Below are 18,687 nucleotides of genomic sequence, written 5' to 3'. Positions count from 1 at the left end.
AAAATTAAATCAAAACTTGCTACTGATTGTAGAATCTATTACCAGTATAAGAAGACAGCTATTTTAATCGCTTTTACGATATTTTGCTGAGCGAGTTGGTTGTTTTTGGTTATTCAGTATACTAATGCAAAAACCCCCAACGCGTGGTTGGGGGTTTTTACCAAGGAATATATTTTGAATTAATACGAGATACTGACTACTCGACCTTAAGCGTTTTAGAAAAATTAACACCATTGCGGCTGACTTTAATTCGAGAGCCTAAATCAAATGCTTCATCAAAGTTTACAATAAAGCTATCGTAACCTATTGACGATGTTCCTGAACTATTTCCATTGATAGCAACAACATAATTTGGTTGTGATGGTGCATAAGGTGATAGGACTACTTTAGTACTATCCTCCTGCTCATTGATAAGAACATTCATGCTATCTATACAAGTTGCGCCAGCATCACCAAATGGACTTATACCATTAATCCAAGGTGTAATTATATCTGAGTCAGATACTGATACCCCTCCCGCTAGGATCGGTAGTTGATAGTTAATACTTTGCGTATTTTCACTACCATTAACAAAGGTTGATGCATCAAAACGTACTTTAACCCATTTTGAATAACGCTGTGGATAGCGAATCTCAAAGTCGGCTCTACCTTCTGAATCAGTGACAAATGAATAACCGTCATTTGATACTGTACCACCAATAATAGCGACCGGATTAATAGCATCTAACTGACTATTTCGATTAATATTTTCGTCTTGATCTAACGTATAGTTATAGTTTAGATCTTCAGTTGATATCCAATTAGATTCTAAATAAATAGGCGCTTTTTCAGAGAACACTTTAGGATCTGGTGTTGTAGTAATCACATTCCCATTCTCATCTTTTTCTGCAATATCAGCCGCTTGATAGGTCACTGTACTGTCTAACAAACAGACTCTGCCTTGAGCATATTGTGTGGCATAAGACTTAATTGATACTTCTTGATTAGGTACAGCACGTCCTGAACCATCCATGACAGATATAGAACCACGTACTGTATAATAAATATCATCAGAAGATAAAGTATTAGCAAAAGCCAATGTCGTATAGACCGCTTCTTCTGACACAGTGATAGTCGTAGTCTTCACCCCTATATTCGCATTGTCTTGTAATAAACGTGCGTTGATTACAACACCGCCAATAGGTGAGCTAGCATTGGCTTGATAGACAACTCGCGCCTCACCTTTACTATCAGTAATAGCCGTTGCCGCAGACAAGCGTCCTGCTGACGAGTCTGACGCACGGCTAAATACAACCGTTTGACCTTCGACTGGCACATCATTTTTATCTTTTACTGTAGCGACAATTTCAGTACTACCACCTGGAGTGATGACCGACTTCACCGCTTGGAACAACATTTTAGCAGGTGTCGTAGCACGGAAACGTGCGTCTACTGTCGCACGATAGCGCGGCTCACCGTTTGGTTGAGTTTCACCCAGTATAGTTGCCTGTAGTGCAGTAATACCAGCAAGCTCTGATGTCAAGGTAACTGGTATCGTAATAACATTACCACTTATATCGGTGGCAGCAATGGTTTTAGTAACGATGACATTGTTACTAGCAGCACTACCATTAGTAAACTTACCTAGTGTCGTTTGTACTTCAACTTGCTTACCGATTAGCTCTGCTGCTTGTGCAGCTGTATCACGACGGATCTGAACATTGATAGTCTGCGCTTTATTAACATCGTAGACATCTTTAATATCTATAAAGCTAATGCCTGCCTGCGAGACTTTGATTAGCTCAATACTATTTAGACTACGCTGAGTATTAATGCTATTTTCACCCAAGGCGCGGGCAAATACACGTAAGTTACCATTATTATCAAAGAATAAATCGCTTTCACGGACATTAAAACTGGCATTACCATCTGCATCGGTAGTCGCAGTAGCACTGGTGGCAATAATATCACCGTCTTCGCCTACTAGTTCCATACTAGCATTGGTAATAGCACGTCCTGCACCATCTACCAACGTGGTCGTGATAGTAGTAGAAGTGCCATCTTTTAGATTGGCCTCTGTAGCTGTAATAGTAATTTCTGTACCGATAGCTGATAGGCTTAATGACTTCTCTTCACGCACTTGCATGCTGACATTGCCATCTGCATCGTATTGCGGTGTCGCGATTTTAGCATTAATCACTACGCTATGATTCAGACGGGAATTGATAGAGTTGGCTGCTAAGATGACGCCGACATCGATCTGACCATTAGCATCAGTGGTTACCATACTTGGTGTGGTTAACGCTGCACCACTTGCCTCTAAGTCTTCAATACTTAGCTGTACAGGTACTCCTGCCAAGATACCGCCTTTGCTGTCGGTCACACGGAAAGTAGCATTGGTCTGATCACCACCAGTATTCAACGTAGACTTGTCAGAGGACGCTATGAGCTGATAACTATCAATCGTAGCAGTATCTACTGCAACGATATAGGTCTGTGGTAGCTCGACACCTTCTGCAGTCGTCGTGGTAGCTTTCAGCTTGATGCCTGCTTCTAAGATAGCTTGGTTGACGTTAGCACCATCTGTAAGTGTTAAGTCAAAGGTTGCTAAACCATCACCATTGGTCATAGCGGTATTACTACTAACCGTCACGCCAGTTTTGATAGGATTATCAACATTCAAACGCACTTCACGATTGGCAATACTGCCCTTTTTATTCTCTACACGCACAAATACTTTAAATGTATCGCCCTTCGTATTAACGACTTTATTTGCACCGATTGTTATACTTTCTTGTGTACCGTTTAGATCAGGAGTAGCTGTCTTAACAGTACTGGTTTTCGTGGCAATATTGTTATTCTCATCGGTTGCTGAGAATACAACTGCAAAGCTACTACCAATGGCTGTTTTTTGCGCATCGGTAAGACCAGCTGGAACAGCAAGCGTAAAGCTAGCTTTTCCTGAATCATTTGTAGTTTGCGTGCCACTAGTGACTAAGCTAACCCCTTGAGCAGCAATCGCGGCAGGGAGCGCTAAATAAACTTGTTTACCTGCAATGATATGGTCTTTACTGTCTTTGGCTATCACCTCGACTTGAGTCTCACCACCATTTAGATTTAGTGCTTTTGGTGTGATAGCTATTAAATCAATCGCGGCTTTAGTTGACTGTATATTAAACTGAATCTCTTGTTTTTTATCTGTCAGTGTTTCCGTCAAAGTAGCTGTTAGCTTTTGGTTTTTCAGAGCAGCTTTTTGCTCTGGGGTTAAGTTACTCGGTACAGTAACGGTAAAGCCTGCCGTGCCGGTAGCGTTGGTACTAACAATATTAGTAGCCGATCCTAACTTACCATTTACAGTTAATAGCTTTGCCAACTCTTCATTAGCAAATTCTAGCTTGATAGGCTGCCCACCGATACTGACGTTAGTATTTCGAGTACTGATTGCCGCATTAACTACAACCGTATCACCTTCGCCATTCAGTGTATAGAAAGGACGATTATTGATAAGGTTTGGCGGATTTATTACAGTCAAATCAACCAAGGGAGTTAGTATATCTACTTGTTTTATAGCAGAGGTATAAGTCTCGCTTTTTTCGACATACGATAGCTGATAATTAATGCCTGTACTCTTAAGCTCAGTACGCTCTTTTGCTGATAAGCCTTCTGGGATAGTAACTATAAACGTCGTCTCACCACTAAAGTCAGTAGTCGCAGACTCTGCGTTGACAGTAACGCCATAATCAAGTGCTGCTTTACCCAATTGAATAGCAACTGCTTGCCCTTTCATTGGCGTTTGCTTAACTTTATCCAATAGCTTGATACTAATAGTACCACTACCACCAAGTTCACTAATAGAAGGCGTAAGGATAGAGGCAAACTCTAAACTCGTTGCTGGTTGTTCTACATTAATAACTGCATTTTCAATTTTGGCGACTGTTCCATCATCATCTGTCAAAGTAACATTGTATTTAATACCTGATTTGATTAGAGCTGTACGTTGTGCTGCTGTTAGGTCTTGACTAAGGTTGACAGTAAATACTGCGTTGCCAGCTTCATTGGTTGTTTGTTCATTACCTTGAATGCTGACGCCTGCCACATTACTGATCTCAAGCTTTACTTTTTTGCCGACTGCGACATTACCATTAGGGTTTTTAGCAGATACTTGAATAGTAAACTGCTTGTCTGTGACAGTCACCACTTTAGGAGAGCTAATCGAAGTAAGTTTAATATCACTTTTGGCTAACTCTGAACTGATTTTTATAGCCGAACTACTGATACTGCTGCTCGCACCTGAGGCTTCAACAGCTTTGGCAGTTAACGCAAAGCCCTTTTGTGCTTCTAGCTTATCTTTCTGTGATTTAGTCAAACCTGCAGGAACACTAACTTTATAGCTGACCACACCTTGAGCATTGGTCATTTGAGTCGCAGCACTGTCTAAAGTCAGTAAGCCAGAGTCGATTAGAGCTTTTGGTAGCATTGCTGTGACGCTTTGATTAGCAATAACCCCACCATTTTTATCATTCACACGGAAGCTAATGACTGCATTACCACCTGAACTTGATAACTGAACTTTATCACTGCTACCAAAATTAATTTGATACTGTGCAGCAGGGATAACCACAGACGCATTATAATTACTGGTGGTGACACCATCGTTATCAGTCAAACTCGCGGTATAAGTAATACCTGTCTTCACCAATGCTTCACGTTGAGCTTGGGTCAAGTCTTGGCTTACATTTACGATAAATGTCGCATTACCTGAGGCATCAGTCTTCTGTTCGTTATCTTTAACTGTAATGCCTGCTACTTTATTAAGCTCTAGCTTGACAACTTTATCAGCTGCAGCGCTACCATCTTTGCGCTTACCCGATACTCGAATCGTAAATTGATCTTTTAAAACGTTCACTACCTTAGGAGTGGTCTCTGAGGTTAAGACCGTTAAACTTTTCTGGATTTTATCGCTTATGCTGATAGGCGCACTATTGGTACTAGTACTGGCTCCAGATGCCTCAATCAGGTTGGCCGTCAAGGAAAATCCGCTGGCTTTTTCTAATGCTGATTTTTGTGCAGTCGATAATCCAGTAGGGATACGAACGGTATAGCTCACGATACCTTTTTCATTCGTTGTCTGAGTAGTAGCGCTATCTAGGGTCAATAACCCAGCATCAACTAAAGACTTAGGAAGACTCACTGTGACTTTTTGATTGCCTATAACGCCACCGTCTTTATCATTCACTCGGAAGCTAACAACAGTGCTGCCACCTGAGCTTGATAATTGTGTATTGCTGCTACTACCAAAATTGATTTTGTACTCAGCATTAGGGACAGATGCTTTCACACTGTAGTTTTCAGTGGCAACACCATCGTCATCAGTCAATGTGGCTGTATAAGCAATGCCTGTTTTTTCAAGCGCTTTACGCTGCTCTAAGGTCAATGCTTGGTCTATATTTACGGTGAACACCGCATTACCAGCGCTATTAGTGGTTTGTTCACCACCTTCGATACTAACGCCTTTGACATTATTAATCGCAAGCTTGACAGATTTACCTGCAGCAGCACTACCATTTGGACGCTTGGCAGATACTTGAATCGTAAACTGATCTTTTAAAACGTTCACGACGCTAGGAGTGGTTTTTGCCGTGAGGATAGTTTTACTTCTACTAGGATCAGCAGTCACTGGGACACGGTTACTACTTACATTGATACTTGCACCTGATGATTCAACCAGACGAGCATTTAGTACAAACCCACCAGCTTTTTCTAACTCTGCTCTTTGTGTTGCAGATAACCCTGCTGGAATGCGAACCCTGTAGCTCACATTGCCTTGGGCATCAGTTACTTGGTTGGCTGCACTTTCAAGCGTGATTAAGCCCTTCTGAATCAAGTTCGTAGGTAGACTTGCTGTCACGGTTTGATTGGCAATTACGCCGCCATTTTTATCGTTAACGCGGAAGCTTAAAGTGGTGACACCACCTGTACTCAGTAGCTTACTAGTACTACTGCTGCCAAAGTTTAGCTTGTATTCAGCCACTGGAATGATAACTGGTGCCTTATACTTATTAGTAGCCACACCATCTTCATCAGTCAGAGTTACCGTATAAGGGATACCAGACTTCACCAAAGCTTGGCGCTGTGTTTCTGTCAGATCTTGGCTTAAGTTAACAGTAAATGTGACGTTACCTGATGCATCCGTAGTTTGCTGGCTACCTTGAATACTTACGCCTGTGACATTGCTAATAGCCAACTTCACTTCTTTCCCAGCTGCCGCACTACCATCTGGACGTTTACCTGCCACTTGAATTTGGAATTGATTTTTTAATATATTGACAGCACTAGGGATATTTTTTACATTTAGGATCGTTTCACTTGCAGCAGTGACTTGGATACGCTCACTGTTGATAGTGCTACTGGCTCCTGAGGTCTCAGTAACCTCAGCCGCTAAGATAAAGCCACCGATACCTTCTAGTTTTGCTCTTTGTGCAGCAGTCAAACTTGCTGGCACACTCACATTATAACTAACCATACCTTTACTATCGGTTACTTGAGTAGCAACACTGTCTAAATTCAATAATCCTGTTTTGATTAGATCTTGAGGTAAGCTGGCGGTTACTTTTTGATTGGCAATTGCGCCACCATCTTTATCATTGACACGGAAGCTGATAATGGCCTCACTACCAAAACTAGAGATTCTATCTTTGTTTTTCGTCGCAAACTTTATTTGATACTGAGACTCAGGAATATATGCTTCACTGCCATATGTATCCGACGTTACTGCGCGGTTAGGCTCTGATAAAACCACAGTATAACTCACGCCTTTCTCTACAATCTCTTTACGCTGATCTGCAGTAAGCGTAGGTGCTACGATGAGATTTACAACTACCTTTCCAGTCGCATCAAAGACAAAGGCCTCTGTACTCAGCTTGACCCCAGTAATTGGGTTATTAAGCTTGATTGTACCTTTTGCTCCATTGATAGAGGTTGGTACTTTAGCGTTTTTGGTAGTTGCTGTGATAGTTAGAGGTTGCTCATCTCCATAGGCATTGAGCACTACATCGCTGCCTTTTACATCTAGCACATAATCAGAGACTGGCAACTCTATTGATAGATTGCCTGTTTCTTGCTTGGTAGCACCATCTGGCTCTTGAATGCTAATAGCGTACGCAATACCTTCACCTTGAAGAAGTGCATCGCGCTCAGCTTTCGAAAGATTTTCGTCTATTTTAATGCTGAACGTTGCGATACCATCCGAATTTGTAACTTTACTACTGCCACCTACGATAGAGATGCCTTTAATACTATCAATACCCAGTCCAACTTTTACATCTTGAACACGGGCACCATTGCTGTTTTTAGCAATGACGGTCAATTGGGCACTATCACCATAAGGGTTTAGGGCATTGTTAGAAACTGAACTAGTGCTTAATATAGATGCTATATCAAGTTTACTTTCGGTAACTTGTGTGCCACCACCACTGCCTTTTTTGCTCACTGAAACTTTCAGCTCTTGCGGTGCAATAGCAGTACCATCTGCTTTTTTGGCAGTGGCTACTAAGGTGAAGCCTTCTGCTACTAGCACATCTTTATCAGCAACAGCTTGCGGATTGAGCTTAAGCGTATAGACAGCATTACCATCGCTATCAGTAGTCTGAGTACTCTGGCCTTCAATAGTAATACCATTATTTTCTGAATTGACCACTTTCAAGGTCACAGCTTTACCAACCATTGCTCCACCAGAGCTTACTTCAGCAGCTTTGACAGTAACGCTGAAGTTCGTTTGCTCATTTGACAGCTCGATAATAGTAGGCGCTGTACTAAGTCTTTGCAAAAAGAAATCAGGCTCAACCTCTGGTACCTGTTCACCACCGCCGTTATTGCCATTGCCGCCACCATTACCAGGCTGCTGAACACCCAAATCGGGTTCAGGTGCGATAGAGTCGACCGTGTCACCATCACCGCCGCCACCGCAACCTGCTAGTGCCAGAGCGCAAGTCAAAGAAGTAAGCTGAAATAATTTAGAAGTAAAAGGTAATGAGCTATATGACATGTTTTGAACTCCGCATCGGCAGTAATTTATTCCAGCAAATAAGTAAAATACCATCACACCGAATCACAGTAGATTGGTAATGATACATAGTTTTACATTAAGGCCAGTTGTATTAACAGATTGTATTAATTTTATAACAGCAACTTTACTGACTTTTGTTATAACTTACAACTAAAAATTACTCTTTACCGTTAAATAATCAATCACATAGCCCGTTCATTTCAGGTATAATGGCTGGCGTTGAAGTCGACTATTATCACAAAAAGATTTGAGTATTCATCGCTTTTATGGTATAAATGTCGGCTTTAAAATTTTCTGAATTGGTTAGCCTGTTATTTGCCTTTAGATGACAGTCATATCAGCTCAACCTTCATATAGTTTTGTTTGGTGCAAAGCTGCCGCTTGCTGTGTCCATGCCGCAAATACGTGCAACTTGCCCAGACTGGTATGAGAAAAACTCATACCTCATAGATTAGGAGTTCGCCATGTCTCGAGTTTGCCAAGTGACTGGAAAGCGCCCTATGGTGGGTAATAATGTTTCGCACGCAAACAACAAAACCCGTCGTCGCTTTCTACCAAACCTTCATAACCATCGTTTTTGGGTAGAGTCTGAAAATCGTTTTGTACGTCTACGTGTGTCTACCAAAGGTATGCGCACCATTGACAAACTTGGTATCGACAAAGTGTTAGCGGATCTACGCGCACAAGGTCAAAAAGTATAAGTGATGACTGGCAGCTTAATGACATCGATTATCTTTGTTACTTAAGCTGTCATTCTGCTGCATTAATTGTAGCTACTTAGTTTTTTAGATCCGTACCTATCGTTTGAAGACCCCTCATTTACAGGAAAGCTATCATGAGAGATAAAATTAAATTAGTATCGACCGCTGGTACTGGGTATTACTACACCACTACCAAAAACAAGCGCACTATGCCTGGCAAAATGGAAATCAAAAAGTTTGATCCAAAAGTACGCCAGCATGTGATCTTTAAAGAAGCTAAAATCAAATAATTTGTATTATTTATGAAATATATTTTTATAAATACTTTTTATAAATGAATTATTTGAACAAAAAAAGGGTTTATCAATTGATAAACCCTTTTTTATTGCTGATGTTTTGACTATCTGTCGTTAAACTGCATTACTAACTTGCTAGCTATTATTAATAACTATGCATATTAACTGTAATGGGTTGGTTCTTTGTCATAGACATGCGCATGCCATTGACTCATCTGCTTCTGCATAATGACTTGAATGGCTGCATGAATCATATGCTGACCGATCGCTTGCGTATCGCTGCCAAGCAGTTCTTTCAGTTTTTCAGAGAAATCAATGGTCATCAGCGGCGCTTCATCTTGTTCAGCGTCACGCAATAACAATCGACCATCATCCGCCTCTACTAGCTCGAGTGTGGTCTCTTTGGCAAATCCTGCAAATTGATCGGTGCTTTCGTTGTCTACTTCTATTTCATTATCAATGTCGTATGGCATTCACGTTATCCTTATTAACCCGTTTATCGCTGCAAAGAAACCCTAATAATTCATTTAATAAAGCTAGCAATTTACAGTAACGCGGGTAAAACTGTCTTACTCATACAATGGACGCTTTGACCTTAGAATTCAAGGGCTGTCACGCAAGTCTTACATATAAATGCGACTTTCGTCTGCTGACACTGCAAACCAGTTAACGCCAATAGCGTAGTTTTGCGATGGTAAATAAGAAGGCCACAAACATGCCGAGGTAATACATGAGCTTTAACTCGAGCGTCGGATCTCGATATTTAAACGGCAAGGCAACGGTAGCGGTAGCCGTCGGAAATATCAACAGCATAAGCAGCCAGTTTTCGATGACATTCAGCCAGCCTTGAAAATCTGTACCATGACGCAGTGATGCCAGCCCTAACAGTAAACAGGCGATAATTAAGCTGGTAAATAAGCCATTTGGTAAGTCTTTTGGATAGATAATGTTGGCAATCTTGGTCGGTATGATTCGCATGTAAAATTCCAGTCATGCTTAAAAAGCCTGACTTAATGATAAAAAGTGTGTAAAAACCGCTTATAAAAAATATTGCCCCATTATATTCATAAGGTTATATTTATTCAGCAACCTCATCTTGGCGACTAAAAAATTAACTATAAGTACCCATCAACCATAGTATCGATATACAAGAGGTTAAATAGCCCAAGCTAATCGCATTCCAGCCTTCTATATGTGTGCCTTTAACCTTGTTAAATATGCGTGACCCTATCCAGAACAAAAGCGGAATACCCAGCATAAATGCAGGCACGATGACCGCAGCATGACGTAATACTTCGCCAGTATCATCACCTACCATGAGACGAAAGCCATAGCCTGCCAAACTTAAGACAAGCGCAAACATAGCCAAGCCAATGGTAATGCTTTTGGGTACTAAGCTGCGTGGTTGCAAATCTTGGTTTTTATGTTCTGCATTTTGTATATTCATATGGCACCTTTAGCTGACGCGTCGCTTGATATAGTCAGTCATACAGCGGCTATCAGTAGTATGTAACTCTAATATTCAATAGTATATACCTTACTATATGGGGCGTTACTCCCCATTTGCCAAGGCAAGCTCTGCACGCATCGCATCGATAGCCGCTTTATAGTCTTCTTGGTTAAATATCGCAGAACCAGCGACGAACATATCAGCGCCCGCTTCAGCGATGGCTCGGATATTACTGGCTTTGATACCACCATCAACTTCTAGTCTAATTGGGCGACCACTGGTGATGATACGTTGACGGACTTGGCGTACCTTGTCCAGAGTACCTTCAATAAACGACTGACCACCATAACCAGGGTTGACACTCATCAGTAAGATTTGATCCACTTTATCCATGACATAGTCTAGATAATGCAGCGGTGTAGCTGGATTCAATACCAAGCCACATTCAGCGCCGCCATCTTTGATGAGCTGCAAAGAGCGATCAATGTGCGCGCTGGCTTCTGGATGAAAAGTGATAACACTCGCACCTGCCTCTAAGAATTGCTCAATCATGCTATCCACCGGCGATACCATCAGATGAACATCGATAGGTGCATCGATACCATAATCACGCAGCGCTTTACAGATCATACTGCCAAAGGTCAGATTGGGGACATAATGATTGTCCATCACATCAAAATGAATGACGTCAGCACCTGACTCCAATACTCTTTCAACTTCTTCGCCCAGTCTGGCAAAGTCGGCAGATAAAATGGAAGGAGCGATAAGATATGGCTTAGAAGGACTGATCATAATTGAGCTACCTAATTTTGTTGAAATAAAGAAATACTAGGGCGTGTCTTCAACTCACTCGATAGTCATCTAAATGAGTTAAAAAACTTAAGCCTTTAAAGCAATAATCTTAAGGATTCAAACCCCTAGCGCTGTTTATATTGGGTTTTACAATAGGCGCGACCAACTGCAAACTCACGTTTCGCTTGATGTTTGGTAGCGCGATTACTCACACGCTGACGCCATAACCGAAAAGACGACGGCTTTAGCGTTTGGCGCATGAGCTTAATAACCCCCGCTTCATTAAGGCCGTAGCTGTGCTCGATCGCCCCAAATGGGGTTCTATCCTCCCACGCCATCTCTATAACTCGTGAGACTTGGGTCTCATCAGGCACTCTGTCACCAGCGTCATTGATATTTTTCGCGATGAACTCATTTAAGTTAGCTTTAGAGACTGGGTCACTGTTGCTATGCTGCTTCTTTTTTAGCGCCGCATCCATTTCGGCTTGCATAGTCGCCAGCGCTGATTCAGCTGAGGAAGAATCTAAGCTTTGTGCTGTTAAATCTTGATAACTTGCCATAATTTTACCTTTTAAACATTAGCGCGTGTTGAGCGGCTTATTGAAAAGAGTTCAATATAAACGCTTAGCTAAGTTGTGCCATGCGCCAATGATGTTCGATATGGTCGTTGATAACACTCTGAATAAAATAATAACTATGGTCATGACCTGCCTGATAACGCAATGTTAAAGGCTGCTTGGCTTTTATACAAGCGTCTTGAAGTTTGGCTGTTTGCAACTGACCTTCTGCCAAGAAATTATCCGCAGCGCCTTGGTCAACCAAGATGCTGGCATACTGCTGGCCGACCTTTTCGATCATCTGCGATGCATCTGCTTGCGACCATAGTGAGTGGTCCTCACCGAAATACTCAGTATAGGCGGCTTGCCCCCATGCTGACTCACTGGCAGCACAGACAGGCGATAAGGCGGAGACGCTGACAAACTTGCTCGGGAATTTAAAACCTAAAAGTAATGCCCCATGACCACCCATCGAGTGTCCAGTAATGCCAACGCTATGAATAGGAAATTCTGAGCGTAGCAAATCGTATAGCTCATCGACGATGTAGCTTTGCATATTAAAGTTGTCTGACCAAGGCTGCTGGGTGGCATCCACATAGTAGCTCGCGCCCTGACCAACAAAATAGCGCTCATCGTTCGGCACTTCACTGCCCTCACTAGTTCTAGGAGAGGTATCTGGCGCGATAAATATCATGCCAAGCTCGCTACATTTTTGTTGAAAATGCGCTTTATGGGTGACGTTATCGGCATTACAGGTCAAACCCGATAGATATAAAACCGCAGGACATAACCGCCCTGCCAGCGCCTCATCTGGTAGATAAATACTGAACGTCATTGGTGTCTTAGTCGCTGTCGACTCATGACTATAGTAATGTTGCTCGCCATCAAAGCAGCGGTTCACACTCTGTTGCGTGAGCTGGCTATTAGCAGACAAGCTTTTATTATAAGTATTATTCATCATTAACGTCCTTTTTATCCAAGGTAAAATAAACAATGGCTTGTGAAAAATGCTTTATAAAGCAAAAAGCGCATTGATAATCAGTCATATAACACTTAAATATTTAATCAATATCACTGGTAGCATCTATTCTTATGCTCGAAGCAGTATCATCAGGTATGATATTTACGGCGGTAGCGCCAGTATTATTGGTAATGCTGGCAATTGGCGGACGGGTTTGATCAAACAATACTTGCTCAAATGCAGGTAGTGCCGTCTCCATTAAGCTACCAATCACCATCTGCGGCTCTGATGGCTCAAAACCCATCACACTTTCGCGCTCAGTCACCCGCAAACGAGCATCTTTGAAAGCAGATTCGAAGCTGGTATTTTCACGTAGGCTTTCAGCAAAAAAGGCTTGCCCAAAATAAGTCATCTCTGCGGTATTGGTGCAGCCAAACGAAGCTTTATCAGCCGCTGAGGCAGTAATCACTACCGTCGTTGGAGACGCCAATTCATCGATAAATGAACCTGAGTAACACGCTGATACGACGATGACACGCCAGCGAATGCCTGAAGCATCTAGCGCTTCACGTAACCAGGCAGCATCTAAGTTATCCATCGCGATTGGCGGATTCGCTAACTGAACGATATCCTCGTTACCATGTGAGGATAGCGTGAGAAATAACACGTCTTCATCGGCATTCATCTGCTGACCAATTCTTTTTAAGCCGCGTAGGATACTGGTCTTGGTCGCAATCGGTTCATCGAGCCAACTATACATATTGTTAATAAGGGCAAGCGAATGACCGCTGGTACCAAAGCGCACATCGAACAGCTCACGTACTTTATTAATCTCAGAGCGAAAAACGTTTTGATCAGAAAAGCCCGCCACACCCATAAAATACCAGTCGGTTTTGCCATCGACACTTGGATCAATACCGTCTAGCGCTTGTTGTAACAGCCTTGGTTGCTCGTACAATGCGGCTTCTGCCAACACAGGCTCTACGGGAATTTGCTTAAATATGGGCTGATCAGCGACATTGCGCTGCCAAATCGTCAATAGCGCCACTGCGCCTACCAGCACAATAATACGCTCCCACCATGGCGTGCGCAGGCGACGAGAAAAAATCCACAATAAGGCAAGCGTCTGCCATAAGAACAGTACTAAAAACAGAATGGGTAAAAATGAATAACTCCAGTCCGGCAGCCAACCATAACTGCCAAAAAACTGCACCAGACTTTGTAACAATGCCGACAAGGTGTCAGCAACCAACCATAGCACCACCGGCACAAAAACCAGCGCTTGATTGCCCGCGCGCCTAGCCAAAATGATACCACTCAATAAGATAATCATCGGCCAGATTAAATAACTGACCAAACCTTGCTCATTAAAAATACTGCCACTTTCGGCAGCCAGCCACGAAAAAAGCACGTTACTACCAAGTGCCAATAGCGCGAATACCGCAAACTGAATAAAGGTGGGCTTAACCCAAGAAAACGCCCGTGTTGACCCCACCAGCATCCATAAGGTTGCAATAATATTGGCAGCGAAATTAAGTGAAAAGCGCTGAAGCGATACGGTTTTTAGCGACGCAAGTGACAAAGACTTAGACCTCTAGCCAGTCGAAAGAAATAAAGCGAGCCAATAATAAATTTTTGATGCAGCAGCCGTTTCATAGTATTCAATTGCATTTTTACGCGGCTGACACAAATCTATTTTATATTTGACTCACTATAGAATAATTATAAGAAGCGAATAGCGTAAACCAATGGTCTAGAATCAATGTTCTATACTCAATAGTCTAGCTTGCTAATCTATCGCGATTGTAACGGATTGTCGGTTAAGAGGATAAGGCTGATTTGTAAAAAATCGCTTAAATCAAGGCAGAAATAGCATAAAAAAAAGGAGACCTTGCATGCAAGACCTCCTTTTATATCAACAACTAAACATTATCTCATCAATAGCTCATTGACGCGTTTTAGATAAGCAGCGGGATCGTCTAATTGACCGCCATCTGCTAACAATGCTTGGTCAAAAATCACTTGCGCCAGCTTGTCAAAATCGATGTCAGACTGCTCGCTACTCTCTAACTTTTTAATCAATGGATGATCAGGGTTGACCTCGAGCGTCGGCTTACTCGCTGGCACATCTTGACCCATTTGCTGGAGCATTTGAATCATTTGCGGTGACAACTCACCTTCACCAACGACTAGGCAGGCTGGGCTATCGACCAAGCGTGTAGACACTTTCACGTCTTTAGCACGCTCGCCTAATGCTGCTTTTAGCTTATCAACCACAGGCTTCATGGTCTCTTGCGCTTTCTCAGCTTCAGCCTTTTCAGCTTCGTCCTGCAAGTCGCCCAAATCAACCGCACCTTTGGCGATGTTTTGTAGCGGGGTCTCATCAAATGAGGTCAAGAAGTTCATCGCCCATTCATCGACACGGCTGGTCATCAAGATAACTTCGATGCCTTTTTTCTTAAATAGCTCAAGTTGTGGGCTGTTCTTTGCCGCCGCCAAGTTGTCAGCCGTTATATAATAGATGGCCTTTTGCCCATCTTTCATACGCGCTTTATAGTCTTCAAAGCTGGTGGTCACACTGTCTTGGGTGCTGGTCGCATAACGTAGCAATTTGGCAATGCGTTCCTGATTGCCCATATCTTCGCCCAGTCCTTCTTTGATGACATCACCAAACTCAGCGTAGAACTGCGCGAACTTCTCTTGCTTATCACTGTCTTCGCTATTAGCAAGGCTAGCTAGCAAGGTCAAAATACGGCGCGCATTACCATCACGGATAGACTTCACATCACGCGATTCTTGCAATAGCTCGCGGCTGACGTTCAATGGCAAGTCAGCTGAATCAATCACCCCTTTGACAAAGCGCAGATACATTGGTAGCAGCTGCTCTGCCTCGTCCATGATAAAGACGCGTTTGACGTACAGCTTAAGCCCATGTTGCTGCTCGCGCGTGTATAAATCTACCGGCGCTTTTTTTGGGATATATAATAGCTGCGTATACTGCACGCGGCCTTCGACACGATTATGCGTCCATGCTAGTGGCGCATCCATATCATAAGAGATGTTTTTATAAAAATCGACGTACTCATCATCTTCAATCTCAGAGCTTGAGCGTGTCCACAGCGCGCTGGCCTTATTAATGGTTTCCCATTCGTCAGTCAACACCATCTCGCCGCCAGCAGAGGCTTGTTCATCAGCGTCGCCTTCTTCTTTTACATCTTCTTGCCAAACTTCTTTACGCATTTGAATCGGCAAGCTGATGTGGTCTGAGTATTTATTCACCAAACGCTTGATTTTACCGCGATCTAGATAATTGTCTTCGCCCTCACTATATTGCTCTTTTAAATGCAAAGTAATGGCAGTGCCGCGCGTCGCTTTATTGATCGGCTCAACGGTAAAGCTGCCCGTACCATCTGATACCCAGCGTACGCCTTGATCAGTAGGCTCGCCTGCTTTACGTGATTCTACGCTAATCGTATCTGCCACGATAAAGCCTGAATAGAAACCAACGCCAAATTGACCAATCAATTGACCTTCTTGCTTTTGCGATTCAGACAGCTTGTCTAAGAATGCTTTGGTACCTGATTTGGCAATCGTTCCTAAGTTTTCGATGGCATCCGCTTCATTCATACCGATACCATTATCGGTAAAGGTAATGGTTTTGGCGTCTTCATCAACAGCAATGCGAATACGTAGCTCGCCATCGTCTTCGTACAAACTGTCATCATTGGTGGCTTCAAAGCGAAGCTTATCGCAAGCATCGGAGGCGTTTGAGACCAACTCACGGACAAAAATATCGGCATTAGAATACAGAGAATGCGTCACTAAATGTAGCAACTGCGCCACTTCTGCTTCAAAAGTATGTTTTTTTAGTTCAGGGCTGCTTTTATTAACGTTGATGTCATCAGCATTTTTATTAGCCGCTTGGGTCTGTTCACTCATAAAAAACTCCTTTAATTTATGTCAAAAACTTATTGTAAAATAGCAGCAGTCAAACCATTTTTGCTCAAATGAATATGAGAAAAGCACGATTTGGATACCGCTAAGCTGTTTATACTAATAGGGGCGCAGCGGAAAATTTCAAGCTAAAAAGTTCAATTCAACAAAAACACCGCCCTAGTTTCCTAAAGCGGTGTTTTTGTATCAGCAATCTATTGGCATAATACTTAGAATATCAAGGTTAATAACTGTCTAAATCATTAATAACCGTCTGAATAATTATAAGCAACTAGGTAAATCACGGGCAGGATCAGTCGCGCGCGCTGCCATTGCGTCCTCGACCGTTAGGCCTAGTGCCTTGGCGACGCCTTCACCATAAGCGGGGTCACACCAGTTGCAGTTGCGAATATGGCGATACTGAATAAAGTCAGGCACACCTGATAGGTTGCCAGCAGTATTTTCAAACAGTACTTGTTGCTGCTCAGCGCTCATCAAATTAAACAGCGCTCTAGGTTGGCTGAAATAATCGCTGTCGTCTTCGCGGAAATCATAATGCGCGGCATCGCCATCAATCTTTAATGGTGGCTCAGCATAGTCAGGCTGCTCTTGCCACTGGCTAAAGCTGTTTGGCTCATAGTGCGGACGACTGCCGTAGTTATCATCGACGCGTCCTTGACCATCACGATGATTGCTCATCACAGGGCAACGTGGCTTATTCACCGGAATCTGCTGATGATTGACCCCAACACGATAACGCTGTGCATCAGCGTAGTTAATCAAACGATTTTGTAGCATTTTATCTGGTGAGACGCTAATACCTGGTACTAGGTTACTTGGCGCAAATGCGGCTTGCTCCACATCGACAAAGTAGTTGTCAGAGTTTTTGTTTAATTCAAACTCGCCCACTTCGATCAGCGGATAGTCGCCTTTTGGCCAGACCTTGGTCAAGTCAAACGGGTGATAAGGGACAGTGTCAGCCTCAGCTTCTGGCATGATTTGCACATACATTTTCCACTTCGGGAAGTCACCATTTTCGATGGCATCGTACAGATCTTTTTGATGGCTTTCACGATCCATACCGACGACATCCGCCGCTTCTGCATCGGTCAAGTTTTTAATGCCTTGTTGCGTGCGGAAATGGAATTTTACCCAAAAACGCTCATTGGCTGTATTCCAAAAGCTGTAGGTATGCGAGCCAAAACCATGCATGTGTCGATACGATGCGGGCAGACCGCGATCACTCATCACGATAGTAACCTGATGAAATGCCTCTGGCAGTAAAGTCCAAAAATCCCAGTTATTGGTCGCCGAACGCATATTGGTACGTGGGTCGCGTTTAACGGCTTTGTTTAAATCTGGAAACTTGCGAGGATCACGTAAAAAGAACACTGGCGTATTGTTGCCGACCATGTCCCAGTTGCCCTCTTCGGTATAGAACTTCAACGCAAATCCGCGAATATCACGCTCGGCATCAGCCGCACCGCGCTCGCCTGCCACCGTACTAAAGCGCGCAAACATCTCCGTTTGCTTACCGACTTCGCTAAAAATATCAGCGCGGGTATATTTGGTAATGTCATTAGTGACGGTAAAGGTCCCAAATGCGCCGGAGCCTTTGGCATGCATACGGCGCTCTGGAATCACTTCACGGACAAAGTTACCCAATTTTTCATTTAGCCAAATATCTTGTGCCAATAGTGGTCCACGCTTGCCGGCGGTAAGACTGTTTTGGTTGTCAGCAACTGGTGCGCCATTGCCCATGGTCAATTGGGTCGGTGCGTAAGGACATTTTTTAGCGCTCATGTCATTGCTCATAGTGATACTCCTTTGAAAGTTAAATGCATTAAAGTACAAAATCTATTCTGAATAAGCCTCAAGCAACAGTTCCAGAATAGTTGTCAGCGTGTTCGAAAAACGGATTGTTTTTTTCATAGGTAATGTCTAATTGGTGGT

The 18,687-nt window shown here is 43.0% G+C and carries 12 protein-coding genes; 2 read left to right on the top strand and 10 right to left on the bottom strand.

What is annotated here, in order from left to right; translation table 11 throughout:
* Positions 1-196: 196 nt before the first annotated feature.
* On the bottom strand, positions 197-8,023 hold the full coding sequence (locus HQR03_RS01120) for a hypothetical protein (RefSeq protein WP_173238844.1): 7,827 nt from the start codon (positions 8,021-8,023) through the stop codon (positions 197-199).
* 485 nt (positions 8,024-8,508) lie between these two features.
* Here HQR03_RS01120 and rpmB point away from each other — a divergent pair, with 485 nt between their 5' ends.
* A complete protein-coding gene (rpmB, locus tag HQR03_RS01115) occupies positions 8,509-8,745 on the top strand; it encodes a 50S ribosomal protein L28 (RefSeq protein ID WP_149488796.1) in 237 nt (78 codons plus the stop codon).
* A 134-nt stretch (positions 8,746-8,879) separates the two neighbouring features.
* Positions 8,880-9,035: a 50S ribosomal protein L33 gene (gene rpmG, locus HQR03_RS01110; protein ID WP_010201403.1), complete on the top strand. Its 156-nt coding sequence runs from the start codon at positions 8,880-8,882 to the stop codon at positions 9,033-9,035.
* A gap of 167 nt (positions 9,036-9,202) precedes the next feature.
* On the opposite strand, the gene HQR03_RS01105 is transcribed toward rpmG, so the two are convergent.
* The 9 genes from HQR03_RS01105 to HQR03_RS01065 form a co-directional block, all read right to left on the bottom strand.
* Positions 9,203-9,514, bottom strand: a complete 312-nt coding sequence (locus HQR03_RS01105) for a hypothetical protein (RefSeq protein WP_010201404.1) — start codon at positions 9,512-9,514, stop codon at positions 9,203-9,205.
* Positions 9,515-9,707: 193 nt separating this feature from the next.
* Entirely contained in the window at positions 9,708-10,019 is a 312-nt protein-coding gene (locus HQR03_RS01100) for a hypothetical protein (RefSeq protein WP_010201409.1), read from the bottom strand.
* 133 nt (positions 10,020-10,152) lie between these two features.
* Positions 10,153-10,488, bottom strand: coding sequence for a hypothetical protein (locus HQR03_RS01095; RefSeq protein ID WP_101212403.1), 336 nt, complete (start codon positions 10,486-10,488; stop codon positions 10,153-10,155).
* A gap of 105 nt (positions 10,489-10,593) precedes the next feature.
* A complete protein-coding gene (rpe, locus tag HQR03_RS01090) occupies positions 10,594-11,283 on the bottom strand; it encodes a ribulose-phosphate 3-epimerase (protein ID WP_025652452.1) in 690 nt (229 codons plus the stop codon).
* 125 nt (positions 11,284-11,408) lie between these two features.
* On the bottom strand, positions 11,409-11,762 hold the full coding sequence (locus tag HQR03_RS14320; protein ID WP_173238893.1) for a TIGR03643 family protein: 354 nt from the start codon (positions 11,760-11,762) through the stop codon (positions 11,409-11,411).
* Between the two features lie 145 nt (positions 11,763-11,907).
* On the bottom strand, positions 11,908-12,798 hold the full coding sequence (fghA, locus tag HQR03_RS01080; RefSeq protein ID WP_025652450.1) for an S-formylglutathione hydrolase: 891 nt from the start codon (positions 12,796-12,798) through the stop codon (positions 11,908-11,910).
* A gap of 103 nt (positions 12,799-12,901) precedes the next feature.
* The gene (locus tag HQR03_RS01075; RefSeq protein WP_173238843.1) at positions 12,902-14,383 is read right to left on the bottom strand and encodes a C13 family peptidase; all 1,482 of its coding nucleotides are present in this window, start codon (positions 14,381-14,383) and stop codon (positions 12,902-12,904) included.
* 347 nt (positions 14,384-14,730) lie between these two features.
* On the bottom strand, positions 14,731-16,740 hold the full coding sequence (gene htpG / locus HQR03_RS01070) for a molecular chaperone HtpG (protein WP_025652448.1): 2,010 nt from the start codon (positions 16,738-16,740) through the stop codon (positions 14,731-14,733).
* Positions 16,741-17,016: 276 nt separating this feature from the next.
* The gene (locus tag HQR03_RS01065; RefSeq protein WP_217271508.1) at positions 17,017-18,549 is read right to left on the bottom strand and encodes a catalase; all 1,533 of its coding nucleotides are present in this window, start codon (positions 18,547-18,549) and stop codon (positions 17,017-17,019) included.
* Between the last annotated feature and the right edge of the window lie 138 nt (positions 18,550-18,687).

The organism is Psychrobacter okhotskensis (genome assembly GCF_013248965.1).
GTDB classification, from domain to species: Bacteria; Pseudomonadota; Gammaproteobacteria; order Pseudomonadales; family Moraxellaceae; genus Psychrobacter; species Psychrobacter okhotskensis.
Note: the sequence above shows the minus strand (reverse complement) of the source record. Positions and strands in the feature narration are given on the sequence as shown.